15 protein-coding genes and 1 pseudogene are annotated in these 15,889 nt (G+C 64.8%); 8 read left to right on the plus strand and 8 right to left on the minus strand.

The window, feature by feature from the left end; all coding sequences use genetic code 11:
• Positions 1 to 210 precede the first annotated feature (210 nt).
• The 3 genes from AC0IXR_RS23100 to AC0IXR_RS23110 all read right to left on the minus strand — a co-directional run bounded on the left by AC0IXR_RS23100 (position 211) and on the right by AC0IXR_RS23110 (position 2,584).
• Positions 211 to 732, minus strand: coding sequence for a hypothetical protein (locus tag AC0IXR_RS23100; protein ID WP_471762313.1), 522 nt, complete (start codon positions 730 to 732; stop codon positions 211 to 213).
• A gap of 11 nt (positions 733 to 743) precedes the next feature.
• The gene (locus AC0IXR_RS23105; protein ID WP_471762314.1) at positions 744 to 1,898 is read right to left on the minus strand and encodes a zinc-dependent alcohol dehydrogenase; all 1,155 of its coding nucleotides are present in this window, start codon (positions 1,896 to 1,898) and stop codon (positions 744 to 746) included.
• Positions 1,899 to 2,074: 176 nt separating this feature from the next.
• Positions 2,075 to 2,584 carry a ferritin-like domain-containing protein gene (locus AC0IXR_RS23110; protein WP_056422041.1) on the minus strand — a complete coding sequence of 170 codons (510 nt, stop codon included), beginning with the start codon at positions 2,582 to 2,584 and terminating at the stop codon, positions 2,075 to 2,077.
• A gap of 531 nt (positions 2,585 to 3,115) precedes the next feature.
• Between AC0IXR_RS23110 and AC0IXR_RS23115 the strand changes: the two genes are divergently transcribed.
• Positions 3,116 to 3,265: a hypothetical protein gene (locus AC0IXR_RS23115; protein WP_471762315.1), complete on the plus strand. Its 150-nt coding sequence runs from the start codon at positions 3,116 to 3,118 to the stop codon at positions 3,263 to 3,265.
• A gap of 134 nt (positions 3,266 to 3,399) precedes the next feature.
• On the opposite strand, the gene AC0IXR_RS23120 is transcribed toward AC0IXR_RS23115, so the two are convergent.
• Positions 3,400 to 3,738, minus strand: a complete 339-nt coding sequence (locus tag AC0IXR_RS23120) for a hypothetical protein (RefSeq protein WP_056422045.1) — start codon at positions 3,736 to 3,738, stop codon at positions 3,400 to 3,402.
• Positions 3,739 to 3,999: 261 nt separating this feature from the next.
• Entirely contained in the window at positions 4,000 to 4,266 is a 267-nt protein-coding gene (locus tag AC0IXR_RS23125; protein ID WP_471762347.1) for a hypothetical protein, read from the minus strand.
• 577 nt (positions 4,267 to 4,843) lie between these two features.
• Between AC0IXR_RS23125 and AC0IXR_RS23130 the strand changes: the two genes are divergently transcribed.
• The 6 genes and pseudogenes from AC0IXR_RS23130 to AC0IXR_RS23155 all read left to right on the plus strand — a co-directional run bounded on the left by AC0IXR_RS23130 (position 4,844) and on the right by AC0IXR_RS23155 (position 12,214).
• Positions 4,844 to 6,784 (plus strand): methyl-accepting chemotaxis protein, encoded by a 1,941-nt coding sequence (locus tag AC0IXR_RS23130; RefSeq protein WP_471762317.1) that lies wholly within the window; start codon positions 4,844 to 4,846, stop codon positions 6,782 to 6,784.
• 328 nt (positions 6,785 to 7,112) lie between these two features.
• Positions 7,113 to 7,622 carry an RNA polymerase sigma factor gene (locus AC0IXR_RS23135; RefSeq protein WP_471762318.1) on the plus strand — a complete coding sequence of 170 codons (510 nt, stop codon included), beginning with the start codon at positions 7,113 to 7,115 and terminating at the stop codon, positions 7,620 to 7,622.
• Between the two features lie 96 nt (positions 7,623 to 7,718).
• Complete coding sequence (locus AC0IXR_RS23140; RefSeq protein WP_471762319.1) at positions 7,719 to 8,663, plus strand: FecR family protein; 945 nt, start codon at positions 7,719 to 7,721, stop codon at positions 8,661 to 8,663.
• A 119-nt stretch (positions 8,664 to 8,782) separates the two neighbouring features.
• Positions 8,783 to 11,359, plus strand: coding sequence for a TonB-dependent siderophore receptor (locus AC0IXR_RS23145; protein WP_471762320.1), 2,577 nt, complete (start codon positions 8,783 to 8,785; stop codon positions 11,357 to 11,359).
• Between the two features lie 131 nt (positions 11,360 to 11,490).
• Positions 11,491 to 11,709, plus strand: a pseudogene (locus tag AC0IXR_RS23150) (nitrate ABC transporter substrate-binding protein); the annotation flags it as partial.
• A gap of 235 nt (positions 11,710 to 11,944) precedes the next feature.
• Positions 11,945 to 12,214: a DUF6894 family protein gene (locus AC0IXR_RS23155; protein ID WP_471762321.1), complete on the plus strand. Its 270-nt coding sequence runs from the start codon at positions 11,945 to 11,947 to the stop codon at positions 12,212 to 12,214.
• 459 nt (positions 12,215 to 12,673) lie between these two features.
• Here the strand turns inward: AC0IXR_RS23155 and AC0IXR_RS23160 are convergent, their stop codons facing one another.
• Together AC0IXR_RS23160 and AC0IXR_RS23165 are read right to left on the minus strand one after the other, a co-directional pair.
• Positions 12,674 to 12,856, minus strand: a complete 183-nt coding sequence (locus tag AC0IXR_RS23160; RefSeq protein WP_471762322.1) for a hypothetical protein — start codon at positions 12,854 to 12,856, stop codon at positions 12,674 to 12,676.
• Positions 12,857 to 13,074: 218 nt separating this feature from the next.
• On the minus strand, positions 13,075 to 13,722 hold the full coding sequence (locus AC0IXR_RS23165) for a TetR/AcrR family transcriptional regulator (protein WP_056422058.1): 648 nt from the start codon (positions 13,720 to 13,722) through the stop codon (positions 13,075 to 13,077).
• An 81-nt stretch (positions 13,723 to 13,803) separates the two neighbouring features.
• Here AC0IXR_RS23165 and AC0IXR_RS23170 point away from each other — a divergent pair, with 81 nt between their 5' ends.
• The gene (locus tag AC0IXR_RS23170) at positions 13,804 to 14,544 is read left to right on the plus strand and encodes a 3-oxoacyl-ACP reductase family protein (protein ID WP_207413364.1); all 741 of its coding nucleotides are present in this window, start codon (positions 13,804 to 13,806) and stop codon (positions 14,542 to 14,544) included.
• Positions 14,545 to 14,713: 169 nt separating this feature from the next.
• On the opposite strand, the gene AC0IXR_RS23175 is transcribed toward AC0IXR_RS23170, so the two are convergent.
• On the minus strand, positions 14,714 to 15,625 hold the full coding sequence (locus AC0IXR_RS23175) for an NAD(P)H-dependent oxidoreductase (RefSeq protein WP_461222162.1): 912 nt from the start codon (positions 15,623 to 15,625) through the stop codon (positions 14,714 to 14,716).
• Positions 15,626 to 15,889: the final 264 nt, after the last annotated feature.

Here is a 15,889-nt window from a genome sequence, read left to right on the forward strand (position 1 = left end):
AGCTTTATCCGTCAGAGCGGTAAAGCCATGAAAAGACATTATCCATTCTTATTCAGAAATGATGGCGAGAACATACAGCATTAACAAACGTAATAGCTATGTTGCCTTGGGCCTTGCTGTCGATCACCTCACTCGATGGGACAATTCATGGCGAAGGCTATTGTTTCGAAAGCGAAGACGGTTTTAAAAGTCAGGCCGTTTTATCGATACTCAACCACCACGCCGCCGCGTATGGCGGCTGCCGTCCTTTGACGACAGCAGGCGGAAGGCCAGGACACCGAGGGCCAGAACGGCCCCTGAAACCGCGGCTTTCCTGACCAGCCCGGCACGGTTGTGTCGGATTTCCGAACGGAAACCCATTTCGGCGGGGATGTTCGGAACCGTGCCGCGACCGAAATCCTGCACCAGACCTTCGACGACATTCACCCGGTCGGCCGCCATCAACATCAACCAATGGGCCCATTCGGACTCACTGTATTTGAAGGCCTGACGCCGCATGGCGCCACTGACGCCGCTCGGCCGTGTCGAGGTGCCGAACACCGCCGTGAGGTTGTTCCGCTCGATGGATTGCAGGATCTCGACCGTCTGTCGCTGTTGCGGCGGCCGCGGCCAGTTCATCCCGCCCTTATCGTCGCGCGATCGGTCGCGCATCGGGTAGGTCGGGTCGTTCTCCGGATTGGCATCGGCACCCCAGCCGGGGATCTTGGATGGGTCGATCGGAAGGTTTCGCATGTCGGTCTTCCTCACCCGCGCGCCGAAGGGGGAACGAGTACGGGCTTGATGCATCCGTCGAGCTTGGCCGAGAAGATGTGATACGCGTCCGCGATCTCCTCCAGAGGCACTTTGTGCGTAATCAAGGCTTTCGGGTTCAGGCGTCCGGCCTCGATATGCTCGATCAATCTCGGCAGGAGGCGCTTCACAGAGGCCTGGTTGGCCCGGATCGTGATGCCCTTGTTCACGACATTGCCGATGGGGATGAGGTTGCCCGTGGGACCGTAGACGCCCACGATCGACACGACGCCGCCCTTCTTCACCGAATTGATCGCCCAATGGAGCGCGGTCGCGGCACCCGCCTCGAGCTTCAACTTCGTACCGAGGAGGGTATGCAGGGCGCTGCCCGCCGCATCGCCGCCGACGGCATCGATGCAGACATCGGCACCGAGGGAATCGGTGGTCTTCTTCAGGAAGACGACGGGGTCGTCCATCGAGCGGAAGTTGTAGACTTCGGCCGGACAATAAGTCCTCGCGAAATCGAGCCGATAGTCGATGTGGTCGATGACGATCACACGTCCGGCACCGAACAGCCACGCGCACCGGGCCGCCATGATCCCGACGGGACCCGCACCGAAGACCACCACCGTGTCGCCCGGCTGAATGCCGGCCATCTCGGCCGCCTGGTACCCGGTCGGCACGACATCGGTGAGAAGCACCGCGTCGTCGAGATCCATCGTCGATGGGATCTTGCAGGGGCCTATATCGGCATAGGGGACACGGACATACTCCGCCTGGCCCCCATCGTAGCCGCCGGCCGTGTGCGAATAGCCGTAGATGCCCCCGAGCGCGCTCGCCTGCGGATTGGCTTCATGGCAATTGCCGAAGAGACCCTGCCGGCAGAAATGGCATTGGCCGCAGGCGATGTTGAACGGGACGATCACGTGGTCGCCGACCGAGAGGTTGCCTACCTGCGACCCGACCTCCTCGACGACACCGATGAATTCATGGCCGAAGGTCATGCCCACCCGGGTATCGGGAACGAGACCATGGTAGAGATGAAGGTCCGAGCCGCAGATGCAGGTGCGGGTCACCCGCACGACGGCATCCTGGACATGTTCGCAGACCGGAACCGGCTTCCTATCGACCCGAACCCTGTAGGGCCCGCGATAGTTCATCGCCAACATGTCTCGGATCCTCCCCTGAATCCTGATCCCTGGACCGTCCGCGGAGGCTCCCCGCGGCGACAGTTCGCAGCCAAGCCGGACGGTATTCGGCTCACACGGATTGGCGCCGAGCTTCCACCGTTCGCCATGGTGATCGTCGACACCATGGCGCCCGGCGAATACTCAGCGCCCAGTATTCAGCGGTCGGCTTTTTCGTCGGCTGCGCTGAGTTCCAGATAGCGCAACGTCGTCGGCTGGATGAGCTCGGCGACGGTCTTCGCCATGGCCTGCTCCTCCCTCAGGGATTGCTCGAACGCCGTGCGGTGCGCACTCTGCCCAGCCGCATCCCCGATGGTCACCAGGGAGGTATAGGCCGCGATCTCGAAATTCTCGAAGGCATGATTGGCAAAGGTGTTCTTCAGGATTTCGTCCTGAGCCGGCACGTGCCCCAGCGCCATCATGTTGCCGACGAAACCGAGGAACCCTTCCTTGATCGCCGAGGGGCCATCGCCGAGGGATGACAGCGCCTCTTCGAGCCGGTCACGCTGGCCATGCGTCTCTTGGATATGGCGACGCAACGCCGCTTCCATTTCAGGATAGCGCTGCAGGCGTTCGACCTGCCTTTCCATGATCTGAAGCGCCTGCAACTCCAGGGCATGCGTGTTCTTCAGGGCAGTAACATAGATGGAGCGCGGGTCGAGTGCCATGTAGACTGTCTCCGAATATTAAACTGTTTTATGTCTCGATTGGACGAAATCCTTGTCTCTCTAACTGTTAACGCTGCAGCCGGTTGCTTAAAGCCTCGCTCAAAATGCGGATACGCTTGCTCGGCGCCCATAAGCCGCAGCGAATGCGATCTCATTTCCTGAGACACGCTTGAGCGGATCGAGCTTGGCCGGGCCCGATCGGGGTCGTTCGTCGTTGCGACATCACCGGTCTCGCCACCTCGCTCCGAAAGCGAGCAGGAAGGCGGCACATGCGCCGACGACTTGCGCCGACAGCCAGAGGCGGACAGTTGACCCGCATCGGATCGGCGAAGAGGTCGGAATGGCTCAGGAGAGACGGAGGCCGGCGGTGTCGATCGGACTCGCGACGTCAGCGCGCATTCCGTGATCGCGCAACGGCTTAGCCCGGCTTCAAATACCAGTAAGGCTCGCGCGGGGGATGACGCCGGGCGCGCGCTGGAACGCTTCCGATCCAAGGGGCTTTGCTCCCTGCAACGACGAGGGAGCACATCCATGAAGACAGCCGACACACAGCAGCCTGGCGCCGATCTGCAGCCCATCGACACTCCGCCGGCTGCCCCCGAAAAGCCTGAGCGGCAGCCGCCCTCGATCCCGGAGGAAGACGATCCGGAGATCGAGAAGACCGAAGAGCAGCCGAGCTGACCCCGCATCCTTCATCGGTGTGTTCAACGCGCGAAGCCCCGGACCTCTCGGGTCGCCGGGGCTTCCTCACATTCGCTCGACCTGCGGTCACCGGGGCGCTCAGTCTAAAGGTGCGCCCCACAACCCTCCGAGTTCTACGGACGGATACCGATCTCGGAGGGATGGCGCAGGCCGTGGCGGATGCCGTTCGGCAGGAAGGCCGAGCTGGTCATCGCCGCCATGGGCGACATCAGATGCCAATGCGCCGCATCCCGAGGGGTCCCGCTCGATCCGCATCGTGACGACGGTCGGCTCGCCAGCGTCCCGCCCATCGCGGCTTCCAAGGCCTGCAGGGCCTTCGCGATACGGTCTGGGATTTCCCCCTCGACCGGCGGAAAGGCCTTCGCCATGGCCCGGTCGACGCCGTCCCTGAACGGCATAGCCTCGCTGGCATGGCTGCGAAGCTGCCAGATATTGAGCGGGTTGTCGTTCATGGGGTAAAACTGTCGGCTACGGCGCCGGTTCGCTGACGGGCAGTCCATCTGCCCGCGAAACTGCTTAAGTCCCCATCTTTCACTTAGTTCACATTCTCATCCGAGAAAGCAAAAAAAGCCGCCCGAGGGGCGGCCTTTCTGCGCGACGATCCGTGTTCGAGCCGGAGCTCAGACGCTCATCAAAACGCTTGCCGAGCTCACCAGCGTCGCTGCCAGCATGAGGGTGGCGGCGGCCGCCATGGCGTATGAGAAGATCTTCATTCAGCAGCGATTCCCGCCCGAGGTCTGACCATATTGCTGGACCGGAAAGTTCTGCTGGTTCGCATTGCCTTCGGCGGCGGAGCTCATCGGACAGGTGGCCGGGTTGCGCCCGGCATTGCCGTCGCGGAGACCGAGAGACCCCGTGGCCTCGACGTCGTAGGCATTGAACGAGCTGTAACGGGTCGGGCGCTCGAAAGCCATCGGGGACGAGATCGAAGCAGCGCCAAGAACAAACGCAGTGGCGATAGCGGCGATACGGGTCTTCATCTGTATTACGAGCTCCTTCTTGACGTCGATGCCGAACAACTCGGCTCGTTCGTCTTGTGTGAGTTGAATATGGGGCAGCAATCTCATTCCTGACGTGCTGAGCCGCACTCAGCATCGGGGATTAGACTCGGCCACTCTTCTGCCGGTGATATACCAGAGACAGAACAACTGCTTGGCCGGTGTGCGACCGGAGATCGAGCAGGACAAGCGGGGCGCGAGGTCGAAAAGGCTCGACAATGTCGGCCGACAGCGCGACATCGGCACCGTGGCCCCAGCGGACCGGACCGGGAGGAGCGAGCCGGACGGTTTCGAAGGAGAGCCGGATGTCGCGACGACGAGGATCGGTCACGAGCCTGCGGAGGAAGGGTCTCGCGTTCCGTCTCCATCAAACGTCGAACGGAGATTCCCTGGTACAAAATGCCTCACGCGGCCCGTCCATCTCTGGCGAGCGCCGCGCCCAAAAGCTGAGGGATGACTTGTTTTCATTTAACCAAGTCGTGCCAAGGGTAGCGGAACGCCACTGATGCTACAGGGAATGAGACCTGTGTTATTTTTCGATACAGACCGCCGCGCGCTTATGACCGCGATAGACGAGTCCAGCGCTCGGGTCGAATTCAGCCCTGACGGCATAGTATTGGACGCTAATTCGCTTTTCCTCGATGCGATGGGGTATTCTCTGGCCGAGTTGAAGGGTCGCCATCATTCACTTCTGATGTCTGCTGCAGATCAGAAGAGCGACGATTACCGGTTGTTCTGGGAGGCCTTGCGCCGCGGCGAAGCACAGACACGCGAGTTCAAACGCCTAGCCAAGCATGAGCGCGAGGTGTGGATCCAGGCGACTTACTATCCCGTCTTGGACCGGGCCGGTAAGGTCAGCCGGATTGTCAAGTTCGCGACCGACGTCACCGCTCAAGTTCTGCGCAACATCGAACATGACGGGCAACTCGACGCCCTCCATCGCTCGCAGGCCGTGATCGAGTTTGCCCTCGACGGTACCATCCTGACCGCCAACGCGAACTTCCTGTCGGCGATGGGCTACACGCTCGAGGAGATCAGCGGATGGCATCACAGCCAGTTCGTCGACCCGTCGGAGCGGGTGAGCGCCGCCTACCGCGAATTCTGGACGTCGCTCGCCCGTGGCGAGTTTCGTTCCGGCGAGTTCAAACGGATCGCCAAGGGCGACCGCGAAGTATGGATCCAGGCGACCTACAACCCGATCCGCGACCGGAACGGGGTCCCGATCAAGGTGGTGAAATTCGCCACCGACATCACTCGGCAGAAGCTGCAGACCGCCGATGCCATGGGGCAGCTGGAGGCCGTCAATCGGTCCCAGGCGGTGATCGAGTTCGCGACGGACGGCACGGTCCTCGACGCCAACGAGAACTTCCTGAACGCGGTCGGTTATCAGTTGGATGACATCCGAGGGCGCCCGCATGCCATGTTCGTCGAGCCCAGCTATGCGCGGACGCCGGATTACGCCGCCTTCTGGGACCGCCTGCGGGCAGGACAATTTTCCTCCGGCATGTTCCAGCGCTTCGGCAAGGGAGGCCGCTCGGTCTGGATCCAGGCGAGCTACAACCCGATCTTCGATCCCAGCGGCCGGCTGACCAAGATCGTCAAATACGCCTCGGACGTCACCGCCAACATGGATGCGCGATCCGTCGCGGTCGAGGCGGCGGAGCGGACCCTCGACCACGTCCAGTCGGTGACCGACGCCGCCGACGCCATGAACGCCTCCGCGGAGGCCATCTCCCGCAGCATGGCCCAATCCAAGACGGTGGTGGACGACATCCATGGGCGGGCCGGCGAAGCGGATGCCGCCACCGAGCGGCTGCGAACCGCCACCGAGGCCATGGGCGGCGTCGCCTCGGTCATCGCCGGCATCGCCCAGCAGATCAATCTGCTGGCGCTCAATGCGACGATCGAGGCGGCGCGGGCCGGCAGCGCGGGGCGCGGCTTCGCGGTAGTCGCGACCGAGGTGAAGAGCCTCGCCAGTCAGGCGGCCTCCGCCACGAACCGGATCAGCAGCGAAATCGCCGGCATGCAGGCGGTTTCGACCGAAGTGGCGGCGACCCTGGCCTCCATCACGCAGGCGATCGGGACGATCAGCACGCATGTGGCCGGAGTCACCGAGTCGGTGAATGAGCAGGCACGGACGACGGGGGACATCCTGGTCAGCATGCGGCAGGCAGCCGATGGCGTGTCGAGCATCAGCACGGGCCTCGACAATTGGACCGTCGGCATGGAGGAACGCCGCGGAGAGCGCCGGAGGCGCGTCCTGCTGCCGGCCCATATCCACCTCCCCGGCGGCGAACGCATCGCGTGTTCGGTCCGCGACCTGTCGGAGGGAGGCGCGCGGTTGCATGTGTCGCGACGCGCCGACGTTCCCGACCGGTTCGCCGTCACCATCGACGAGGACGGACGCCGGTTCGACTGTGAAGTCCGGCATCGCTCGGGCGCGGGCTTGAACGTTCAGTTCCGCGACGTCACGGAGACGAGCCTCGACCGCGTGGCGTGACGCCGACGCCTCAGGGCGTTCCTCGCCGGGCCGGCCATCCCGACACGCTTCGGGGGCCCGTCCGGCGGCGGGTGGCCAATATCTGTGTCCGCAGCGCAACAGGACGGGGGCTTTCGCGCCCAGTGAGAAGTACGGTGTCCCGGCGGGCAAGGCCGGCCGGCAAGATGTTTCCGACAGAAACACAAGGGCTTGATCCGTCGGGGGCAGGACATTTTAGAAATCATATAAACTATTGACGTGCTTGCATAATTTTGAATCCACCCGCTTGTTTCAACGCCAAGAGATCGTGCGGTCCCGCGGTGATCCCAAGGTGGTGGGAGCTGGTTTTATGCAGCCGGTATCGATGGATGCGCTGCATCGTAGCCAAGGCGCGAAGCTTCAGCGTTTCCTCCTGCGCCTGCTCGGCAATTCCGCCGACGCGGCCGACGCCCACCAGGAGACCTACCTGCGCATGCTCGCGGCGCTCTCGCGCACCAGCGTCGAGAACCCCTCCGCCTTCCTGTTCCAGGTCGCCAACAACGTCGCCCTGCGGATGCGGAACCGGCAGCGGCTGGAAGGGACGCTGTTCCATTCCGTCAGCGACGCGGAGATGTCGGACATCGTCGATGCCTATGCGCTGCCGGAACGGCAGGTGATGGCGCGCCAGGAGCTCTGGCGGCTCGCCGCCGATATCGACGCGTTGCCGCCCCGGTGCCGGGAGGTGTTCCTCCTCGTCCGCATCGACGGCCATTCCAACGGCGAGGTCGCCACGCGCCTGGGCATCAGCCGCAACATGGTAGAGAAGCACCTCATCAAGGCCCTCCTGCATTGCCGCAGCCGGAGCCGCGAACGTTCGTGACACGCGACGTCAGGGATCGGCCGCCTCGTTGATCTGAGACGGTAGGGACACACGGCTCGGCGATCCGAGCCGGGATCGGGTCCGGAGAGCAGAACCGTGACCAAGGACAAAACCACAGACGCGGACGCGCGCGACGACGAGGATCCCGTCTTCGAGGCCGCGGCCGGCTGGGTCGCGCGGCTCTCCTCCCCCGATGCGACGGACGAGGACCGCGACGCCTTCACGGAATGGCGCGATGCCGACCCCGCCCATGCCGAGGCTCACGCCGAGATGGATGCGCTCTGGCGCAGGCTCGGCCATGTGCCCGACCCACGCAGACGCCGCACCTCGCCGACAGGACTCGCCGCCCTCGCCGTGGCGGCCATCCTGTGCGCGGCGTTGATCCATCAACTCGGCCTCATCGACCGGTTCCGCTCCGACCTCTGGAGCGGCGTCGGCGAGATCGGCCATTCCGTCCTGGCCGATGGGAGCCGCATCGACCTCAATACCGACACGGCGGTGGCGCTGCGGTTCACGGACACCGAACGCGGAATCGAGCTCCTGCGCGGCGAGGCGTTCTTCGACGTCGTCCCGGATTCCCGGCGCCCCTTCGTGGTGCGCGGCAACGGCTTGAGCGTGCGGGCGATCGGCACGCGCTTCTTCGTCCGCGCGGACGGTGCGGACAGCCCCGTCGGGGTCACCGAAGGACGCGTCGATGTGGCGGATGAGCACCGGCACATGCTGGTATCGGCGGGCGAGGCGGTGCGCCGCGAGGACGGGGCGCCCTTCGGCGTGGTCCAGGCGGATCCGAGCCGGAGCGTGGCGTGGCGGGATGGGCGCCTCGTCTTCTCGGGCGAACGGCTCTCCGCCGTCCTGGGGGAACTCGACCGCTACCGCCACGGCCGCGTCGTCCTCATCGACGCCAAGGCCGGCGAGCGGCGGGTCACCGGGGCCTTCGACCCCCACAATACGGACGAGGCGTTGGACGTGATCGCGACGACGATGAACGTGCGCGTCACCCGTCTCACGCCCCTCCTCGTCCTGGTCGGGTCGCCGCTATAGGAGGCCGAAATAATTCCGCTCTCGGACGTCAGGAGATCGCGGGCCCGTTGATCTCAATCGGTAAGGGACGAGAGAGCGCGAAGCGCACCGTCCTGTTCAACTGACGGATGGGGCGTGCAATGGCGGCGCGAGAGCTTGGGTTTGCAGGGGAGCGGCGCACGAGGGTGTTCCTCGCCGGCGTGTCGATGCTGGTGATGGTCCCCGCCGCCGCGCAGAGCCAGGAGGCGAAGCGCCCGCCATCGGCCAAGGACCGAAAGGCGAGCATCATCGCCCTCGCTCCCGAAGCCTCGGCCCCGCGACAGGGGGACAGCGTGTCCCTGTCGATTCCGAAAGGGCCTCTGGAAACGGCCCTGGTCACCTTCACCGAACAGGCGAAGGTCAAGCTGGTCTACGCCACCGAGCTGACGGCGAGACTGAACACCAACGGCGTCGACGGCGCGTTCCTGCCCCTCGACGGCCTGGCCAGGATCCTCGAAGGCACCGGCCTGACCCACCGGGCGGTCGGCCCTTCCACCATCACCCTCGTCAATCCGAGCTACGTCCAGCTCGGCCCGGAGCCGGCCGGGGCGGTGACCCTCGCCGAGCTGAGCGTCGAGGCCCAGCGCCTGAACCGCGCGTCGCTCGCGGGGCTGCCCCCGTCGAGCGGAACGGTGGGCCAGCCTCCCGTTCCCTATGCCGGCGGCCAGGTGGCGACGGGAAGCCGGCTCGGCCTCCTCGGCAACCGCTCCGTGCTGAACACGCCCTTCAACGTGACGAGCTACACGGAAAAGCTGATCACGGATCAGCAGGCGCGCACGGTCGGCGACGTCGTGCAGAACGATCCCTCGGTGCGCAACGACGCGCCGCCCTATAGCGAACGCGATTCCTTCTTCATCCGCGGCTTCTCGGTCACCAACCTCGACACCGCCTTCGACGGGTTGTTCTACATCGCCAATGCGCGCCGAACCTTCACCGAAGGCCTCGAGCGCGTCGAGGTGCTGAAGGGCCCCACCGCCTTCCTCAACGGCGGCGTCGGCCGTGTCGGCGGCACCATCAACCTCATCCCGAAGCGCGCCTTCGACGAACCGCTCACGCGGATCACGACGAGCTATTTCAGCGATTCCCAGGTCGGAACCCATCTGGATTTCGGACGCCGCTACGGCGCCGCCAAGGAATGGGGCATCCGCTTCAACGGCGCCTACCGCAACGGGGGCACGCCCCTCGACAAGAACGCCATCGAGGTGGGCATCGCGGCTTTGGGCCTCGATTATCGCGGCGACCGGTTCCGCGCCTCGCTCGACCTCAACCATTCCAACCAGAACATCACGGCGCCGACATCGCTGTTCAACGCGGCCGCACCGAACATCGCGGTGCCCCGCGCCCCGAACAACCGGCGCAACACGGCGAACACGAACGAATATATCGACACCACCTACGGCATGGCCGCCGGCCGGGTCGAATTCGACATCCTGCCGGAGACGACGATCTACGCCGCGGGCGGCATCAGCCGCTACCGCGAGGATTCGCTGAGTTCCTATTACCTGATCACGGGAGCCTCGGGGCAGGCCACCAACACGCTCGCCATCGCTCCCCTCGAATTGCAGGGCCTGACCGGCGAGATCGGGCTGCGCTCGCATTTCCACACCGGCTTCATCGGGCACCAGGTCTCGGTCTCGGCGACCGAGGCCGTGAACAAGAACTTCTCGCGCGGCTACTTCCCCCCGAGCCTCCCGAGCTTCCAGACCAACATCTACGCTCCGACCTACCTGCCGTTCGGATCGGTCGCCACGGGGGTCTATCCCCGCTCCAGCCGGCAACCCCTCTTCACGGAGCTGAGCGCACGCAGCGTGGCCGTGGCCGACACCCTGTCGCTGGGTGAGGATCGCTTCATGCTGACGCTCGGCGGGCGCTTCCAGGACATCGCGGTCAACAGCTACGTCACCCGCCCGGTGGCCAATCAGGGGTCGCTGGCATCGAGCTACGACCAGGGCCGGTTCAGCCCCGCCATCGCCCTGGTGATCCGCCCCTTCGAGAACCTGTCGTTCTACGGCAATTACATCGAGTCCCTCGACGCAGGCCCGAGCGCGCCGGTCACCGCGGTCAATGCCAACGAGATCTTCGCCCCCACCGTGAGCCGGCAGAAGGAGGTCGGCGCCAAATACGATTTCGGCACCGTCTCGGTGACAGCCTCGCTATTCGAGATCGAGCAGCCGAGCGCCTTCACGGATCCCGGCACGAGGCGCTTCTCCGTGAGCGGGCTGCAGCGCAACAGGGGCGCCGAGTTCACCGTGTTCGGCGAGCCCGTCGCGGGGATCCGCCTGCTCGGCGGCATCGCCTTCATCGACGCGGAACTGGTCAGGACGCTCGGAGGGCAGTTCGACGGAAACGCCGCTCCCGGCGTCCCCGACATGGCGATCAACCTCTACGGCGAGTACGACCTGCCGCCGTGGCTGGCCCCGGGCCTGACCCTCACCGGGCGGGCCATCCATACCAGCCGCCAGTTCTACAATCAGGCCAACACCCAGTCGGTCCCCGACTGGACCCGCTTCGATGCCGGCCTGCGCTACGCCTTCGAGGGCGTCTCGGGCAAACCCGTGGTGCTGCGGGCCACCGTCGAGAACCTGTTCGACGATTCGTACTGGGCCTCCGCCGCACGCGGATTCCTCGCCGTCGGCGCACCCCGAACCGTCATCGTCTCCGCCTCCGTCGATTTCTAGAGGCCGTGCCCTTTGCTCGACGCGCCGGCGCGTCGGCGCGTCGGCGCGTCGGCGCGTCGGGCAATGTGTACGAAGCTTGCAAACCGTCGGGCGGTCGATCACGAATCCGAGGTGCACCGCGTGACCGATGAACGCAGATGAAGCGCTGGGGTCAGATCAAGGGCGATGTCGATGACAAGGCGGTGGCCGAGAAGGTCTATCTCGCCACCGATGCCGCGAGATGGATGACGAAGGCCGGCCTCACCCCGCCGACGGCGACCACCAAGACTTTCTCGGTGATGGGCAAGGCCTTCGATCCGGCCAAACCCGAGGAGTACCTGAACTCCTTCGCGATCAAGCGGGCGGGCTGAGCCATGAAAGCCTCCCTCCCGCCCCGCGCCGGAATCGTCCCCCCGATCATCCCCATCGGCATGGTCGGATCGCACAGACGGGTGCGACATGTGGTCGAGCGCCGTCAAAAAATAACGCAAGAAATAGCAGCAACAAATATAGTTGCTTAATGTCAGGGCAATCGCGCGCCCTATCCTAGGCATGCCCGTGAGTGAGAGCGTCATCGCTCCCGCCTCCACCAGGACGAGGCGGGATATGCCGCGCTATCATTTCAACGTGTACGATGGAAAGAGCACCCTCGATCAGGATGGGACAGAGCTCAATAGCTTCGAGGAAGCCAAGTTTGCGGCAGTGTGCCTAGCCGGCAGGATCATTCTCGAAAACTTCAAGCACATTTGCTCGAGCGATGAGTGGCGCCTCAAGGTCGCGGATGAAAATGGGCTTTTGCTGATCTGGCTGGATTTTACGATGATCGAGTCGCCCATCGTCGAAACCATGAGAAGACGGCCAAGCTATCAATCATGACTTTCATCTGATCTGCACGGCTTCGATATCGGCTTCAACAAACGAACAAAGTCCGCTTCATCCTCGCTCGCCCCGGCGTCACGGGCGGCTTCGATGAAGCGGCGCCTCCGTTCCTCACGCGTCGACGACCCCGCCCCGCTTTGCGGGCGGTTTTGGTGCGGTCTCAGGCTCGTCCAGAATCGCCCTCGTCTCTTCGACCACCGCTTTGGATCTCGCGACAGACTGTCGGGCGTCCGCAGCCGATTGCACGATGAAGTCGAGGAACTCGGCGTCACTGACTTGCATGGCCTGTCCTGGCGTCAGCGGGCGTCCTGGCCGTCCCGGCTTTGGGGGGGGGTGTCGGCGGTCATGACAGTGGCTCCTGCATCGTCGAGGAATGTAGAGCCAACGCGGCGGACAGCAAAAAGCCTCCGCACCCGATCCGGCAGCCCCGCATTTGCAGTATCCGCGTTCCGCGATTCATGACGTGCCGCCTCGGGAGGACACGTTACGGCGAGCCTGGCTCGTCGCCCTGTGCCCGCCAGCGTAGCCACGGCCCGTCTTCTCGCCCTTCGGCTTCACGGTGCCGTCGTTGCCGACGAAGGTCTCATCGCCCTCGACAAGGCCGCCACCGCTGCCGACATGCCGCCGTGATGAGGTCACACGGGGCCTTCCGCCTAAAAGAGTCCCTCCAGCGTCTCGAAAGCTGCGGCCTCGTCGTGAAAGAACTTGGCGGAATGGGCGGATATCGGGGCAACTCTATGAAGAGGAAGCCAGACCGTCAGGCCGTATGGGCGAACGGTACGATCGCCAAGCAAAGGTTTTGTGCTGTGCCCCGCCCCAACGCGGTCGGGCGCAGCCCTGGCACGGTCCGGCGAAGTTCAGCCGCAGGCGTCCCATCTCAGCATCGCCACCTGCGCCACGCCCTCCAGTTCGGCCCGGCTCGCGCCGTCGCGGGCCAGGATCGACATGCCGCTCTGGACGGTCTGCACGAAGCGGGCGAGGGCGTGAATGTCGGTCTCGCCCGCAAGCTCGCCCGAGGACACGGCCCCGGCCAGGCACGCCTCCAGACGCTCCAGCGTCACGGCACGCGCCGACCGAACCAGATCGCCGAGGTCCGATCGCCCTTCGCCGCCGACGGACGAGAGCGTCACCATGCAGCCGAGGGGATTGTCGGCGAGCGATCCGGTCAGGGCCGCGGCCGAGTCCATGAGTAAGGACAGCACCGCCTCACGCGCCGTCCCGGCGGATCGGAACCTGCCCCAGACCAGCGCCTCGTAGGTCGTGTTGTAGTGGCGCAGGGCCTCGGTGAAGAGCGCCTCCTTCGATCCGAAAGCGGCATAGAGGCTGGGCGATCCGATCCCCATCGCCTCGGTGAGGTCGGCGATGGACGTCGCCTCGTAGCCCTTGCGCCAGAACAGGTGGGTCGCCTGCGTGAGGGCGGCCTCGCGGTCGAAGGCACGAGGGCGTCCGCGCCCCCGGACCGACCCTGCCGCGACGCGTCCCGGTTTCTGCTCTGATTTCTGCATCGATCGATATATAAATCTCTTGACCCCGATCACCAACACGCCTAGGTATTTTTGTGTCGATCGATACATAAAGGTTGAGTGATGCAGGAACTGGCTGGAAAGCGCGCACTCGTCACGGGTGGTTCACGAGGTATCGGCGCCGCCATCGCGCTCGATCTCGCGGACAGAGGGGCGGACGTGGCGATCACCTACGAGCGGTCGGCCGACCGCGCGGCCGAGCTGGTGCGCGCCATCGAGGCGAAAGGCCGGCACGGGCTCGCGATTCAGGCCGACAGCGCCGATGCGGCGGCCGTGAAACGCTCGGTCGACGAGGCCGTGGCGGGACTGGGCGGTCTCGACATCCTCGTCAACAATGCCGGCATCGCCCGCTACGGCGCGGTCGCGGAGATCGGCCTCGTCGACATCGACGCGCTCCTGAACGTCAACGTACGGTCGGTGGTGCTGGCCTCCCAGGCTGCGATTCCGCATCTCGGACAAGGGGGGCGCATCATTTCGATCGGCTCGTGCCTCGCCGAGCGCGTCCCGTTTCCCGGCGTGACCGTGTACTCGATGACCAAGTCGGCGCTTCTCGCCTTCACCCGGGGGCTGGCCCGCGAACTCGGGCCTCGGGACATCACCGTGAACCTGGTCCAGCCGGGTGGAACCGACACCGACATGAACCCCGCCGACGGTCCCCAATCCGACGGTATCCGCGCGCTGACGCCGCTCGGCCGCTACGGTACGCCGGAGGACGTCGCCGCCGCCGTGGGCTTTCTCGCGAGCCCGGCCGCGCGGCAGATCACCGGATCGGTCGTCACCGTGGATGGCGGCGTGAACGCCTGAGCGGGGATCCGACCCCACCTCGCGCATCCGAGACACGGCCTTGGAGCGCTCTCCGCCGAAGTGGATCCCGGTTCGGCGAAAAAGAGCGCGGCAAAACAAAGGCCTGCAGATGTGTCCCGACCCAACGTGGTCGGGCGCAGCTCTAGCGGAAAGACCGAGGCCGCCGGCATCAATCCGTCGTGGATCGCGCGCCCCGTTCGGCCTCGGTCGTCCCCGGCACGATGCCCTTGGCCGAGACGTGCCGCACGAACGCGTCGACCCATGAGTCGAAGCAGGCCATGGCGTCGCGTTCCTGAACCATGTCGTCGGCCTGATCGTCGGCATAGGGCCGCTCCAGACCGACCGAGGCATGCCGCCAGAGCTCGTCCGGCACCTCGATGCCGCTGTAGCGGCACTGCCAGACCAGGCCCTGGTAAGCCTTGCGCTCATCGCCCTGATAAGGCTCCCGCGCCGGGTCGAACCAGTCCTTCTGCCGGAGGATGCGGGGGCGGCGATCGTCGTCGAGTTCGTTGCCGCCCTCGTTGCCGTAGCAGAAGAACCCGGCCGTGCGTCCCTCCAGGTGGTTCCGGGTCAGCTCCCTCCAGAGCGGTGATTTTTCCAGCGCCTGCGCCTTCAGGGTGCTCTTCTTGTCGATGAGGTCGGGGCGCGGGTTGCCGCCGCTCATGCAGACGAGGCGGTCGAACATCGCCTTGAGGTTGGTGGAGGGACCATACCACCAGACCGGCCCTATGATCGCCCAGGCATCGGCACGGGCGAGGCGCTGGTAGAGCTTCTCGTTCCACATCAGGTCGGGCTGGTGGTCGCTGTCCGGCCCGTAGCAGTTGCAGGGCCAGACGCAGAGCGCCATCGAGGAGCCGACGCAGCCATTGCAGCCCTGGATCTTGGGCTTGCCGTGCTCGTTACCGATATCGACGTGGTCGACCTGCCAGCGCGCCGGCAGGCGCCCGAGCATCCGGTGCATCAGAAACCGGGCCTTGCCGTCCATGCCGGGGCATCCATCGAGCCGCCTTGCCGATCCGGCGACCACCAGAACCTGGAATGGGCGCGTCTCCAGTGGCAACGTTTCGACTTCGGCTTGCAAGTTATCCAACGTTTTCCGCTCACCGGCTGAAGTGTCCATACGGTCCCGGCACCGAGCCGCGACCCCGTCCAACAAAAACAGGAGGCGCAATGGCAGGTTCCTGATCGCCTTCAACCTATGCCTGATCTTCGACGTGCCGACGCCATGTCCTGGTGTGAAGGACGACAGAGCCTCCACCATTGTTCCGGGCGATGTGTCCAATCCGACCTATCGCGGTGACACGGGCTGATGCATGATGGATTCCGACAGAAGGCCATGGGCCGC

The sequence above is a fragment of the Methylobacterium sp. AC832 genome (assembly GCF_979256025.1).

Coding starts and splice junctions, on each gene's coding strand:
- AC0IXR_RS23100 (WP_471762313.1), bottom strand. CDS start 732: ATGCGAAACCTTCCGATCGACCCATCCAAGATCCCCGGCTGGGGTGCC.
- AC0IXR_RS23105 (WP_471762314.1), bottom strand. CDS start 1,898: ATGTTGGCGATGAACTATCGCGGGCCCTACAGGGTTCGGGTCGATAGG.
- AC0IXR_RS23110 (WP_056422041.1), bottom strand. CDS start 2,584: ATGGCACTCGACCCGCGCTCCATCTATGTTACTGCCCTGAAGAACACG.
- AC0IXR_RS23115 (WP_471762315.1), top strand. CDS start 3,116: ATGAAGACAGCCGACACACAGCAGCCTGGCGCCGATCTGCAGCCCATC.
- AC0IXR_RS23120 (WP_056422045.1), bottom strand. CDS start 3,738: ATGAACGACAACCCGCTCAATATCTGGCAGCTTCGCAGCCATGCCAGC.
- AC0IXR_RS23125 (WP_471762347.1), bottom strand. CDS start 4,266: ATGAAGACCCGTATCGCCGCTATCGCCACTGCGTTTGTTCTTGGCGCT.
- AC0IXR_RS23130 (WP_471762317.1), top strand. CDS start 4,844: ATGACCGCGATAGACGAGTCCAGCGCTCGGGTCGAATTCAGCCCTGAC.
- AC0IXR_RS23135 (WP_471762318.1), top strand. CDS start 7,113: ATGCAGCCGGTATCGATGGATGCGCTGCATCGTAGCCAAGGCGCGAAG.
- AC0IXR_RS23145 (WP_471762320.1), top strand. CDS start 8,783: ATGGCGGCGCGAGAGCTTGGGTTTGCAGGGGAGCGGCGCACGAGGGTG.
- AC0IXR_RS23155 (WP_471762321.1), top strand. CDS start 11,945: ATGCCGCGCTATCATTTCAACGTGTACGATGGAAAGAGCACCCTCGAT.
- AC0IXR_RS23165 (WP_056422058.1), bottom strand. CDS start 13,722: ATGCAGAAATCAGAGCAGAAACCGGGACGCGTCGCGGCAGGGTCGGTC.
- AC0IXR_RS23170 (WP_207413364.1), top strand. CDS start 13,804: ATGCAGGAACTGGCTGGAAAGCGCGCACTCGTCACGGGTGGTTCACGA.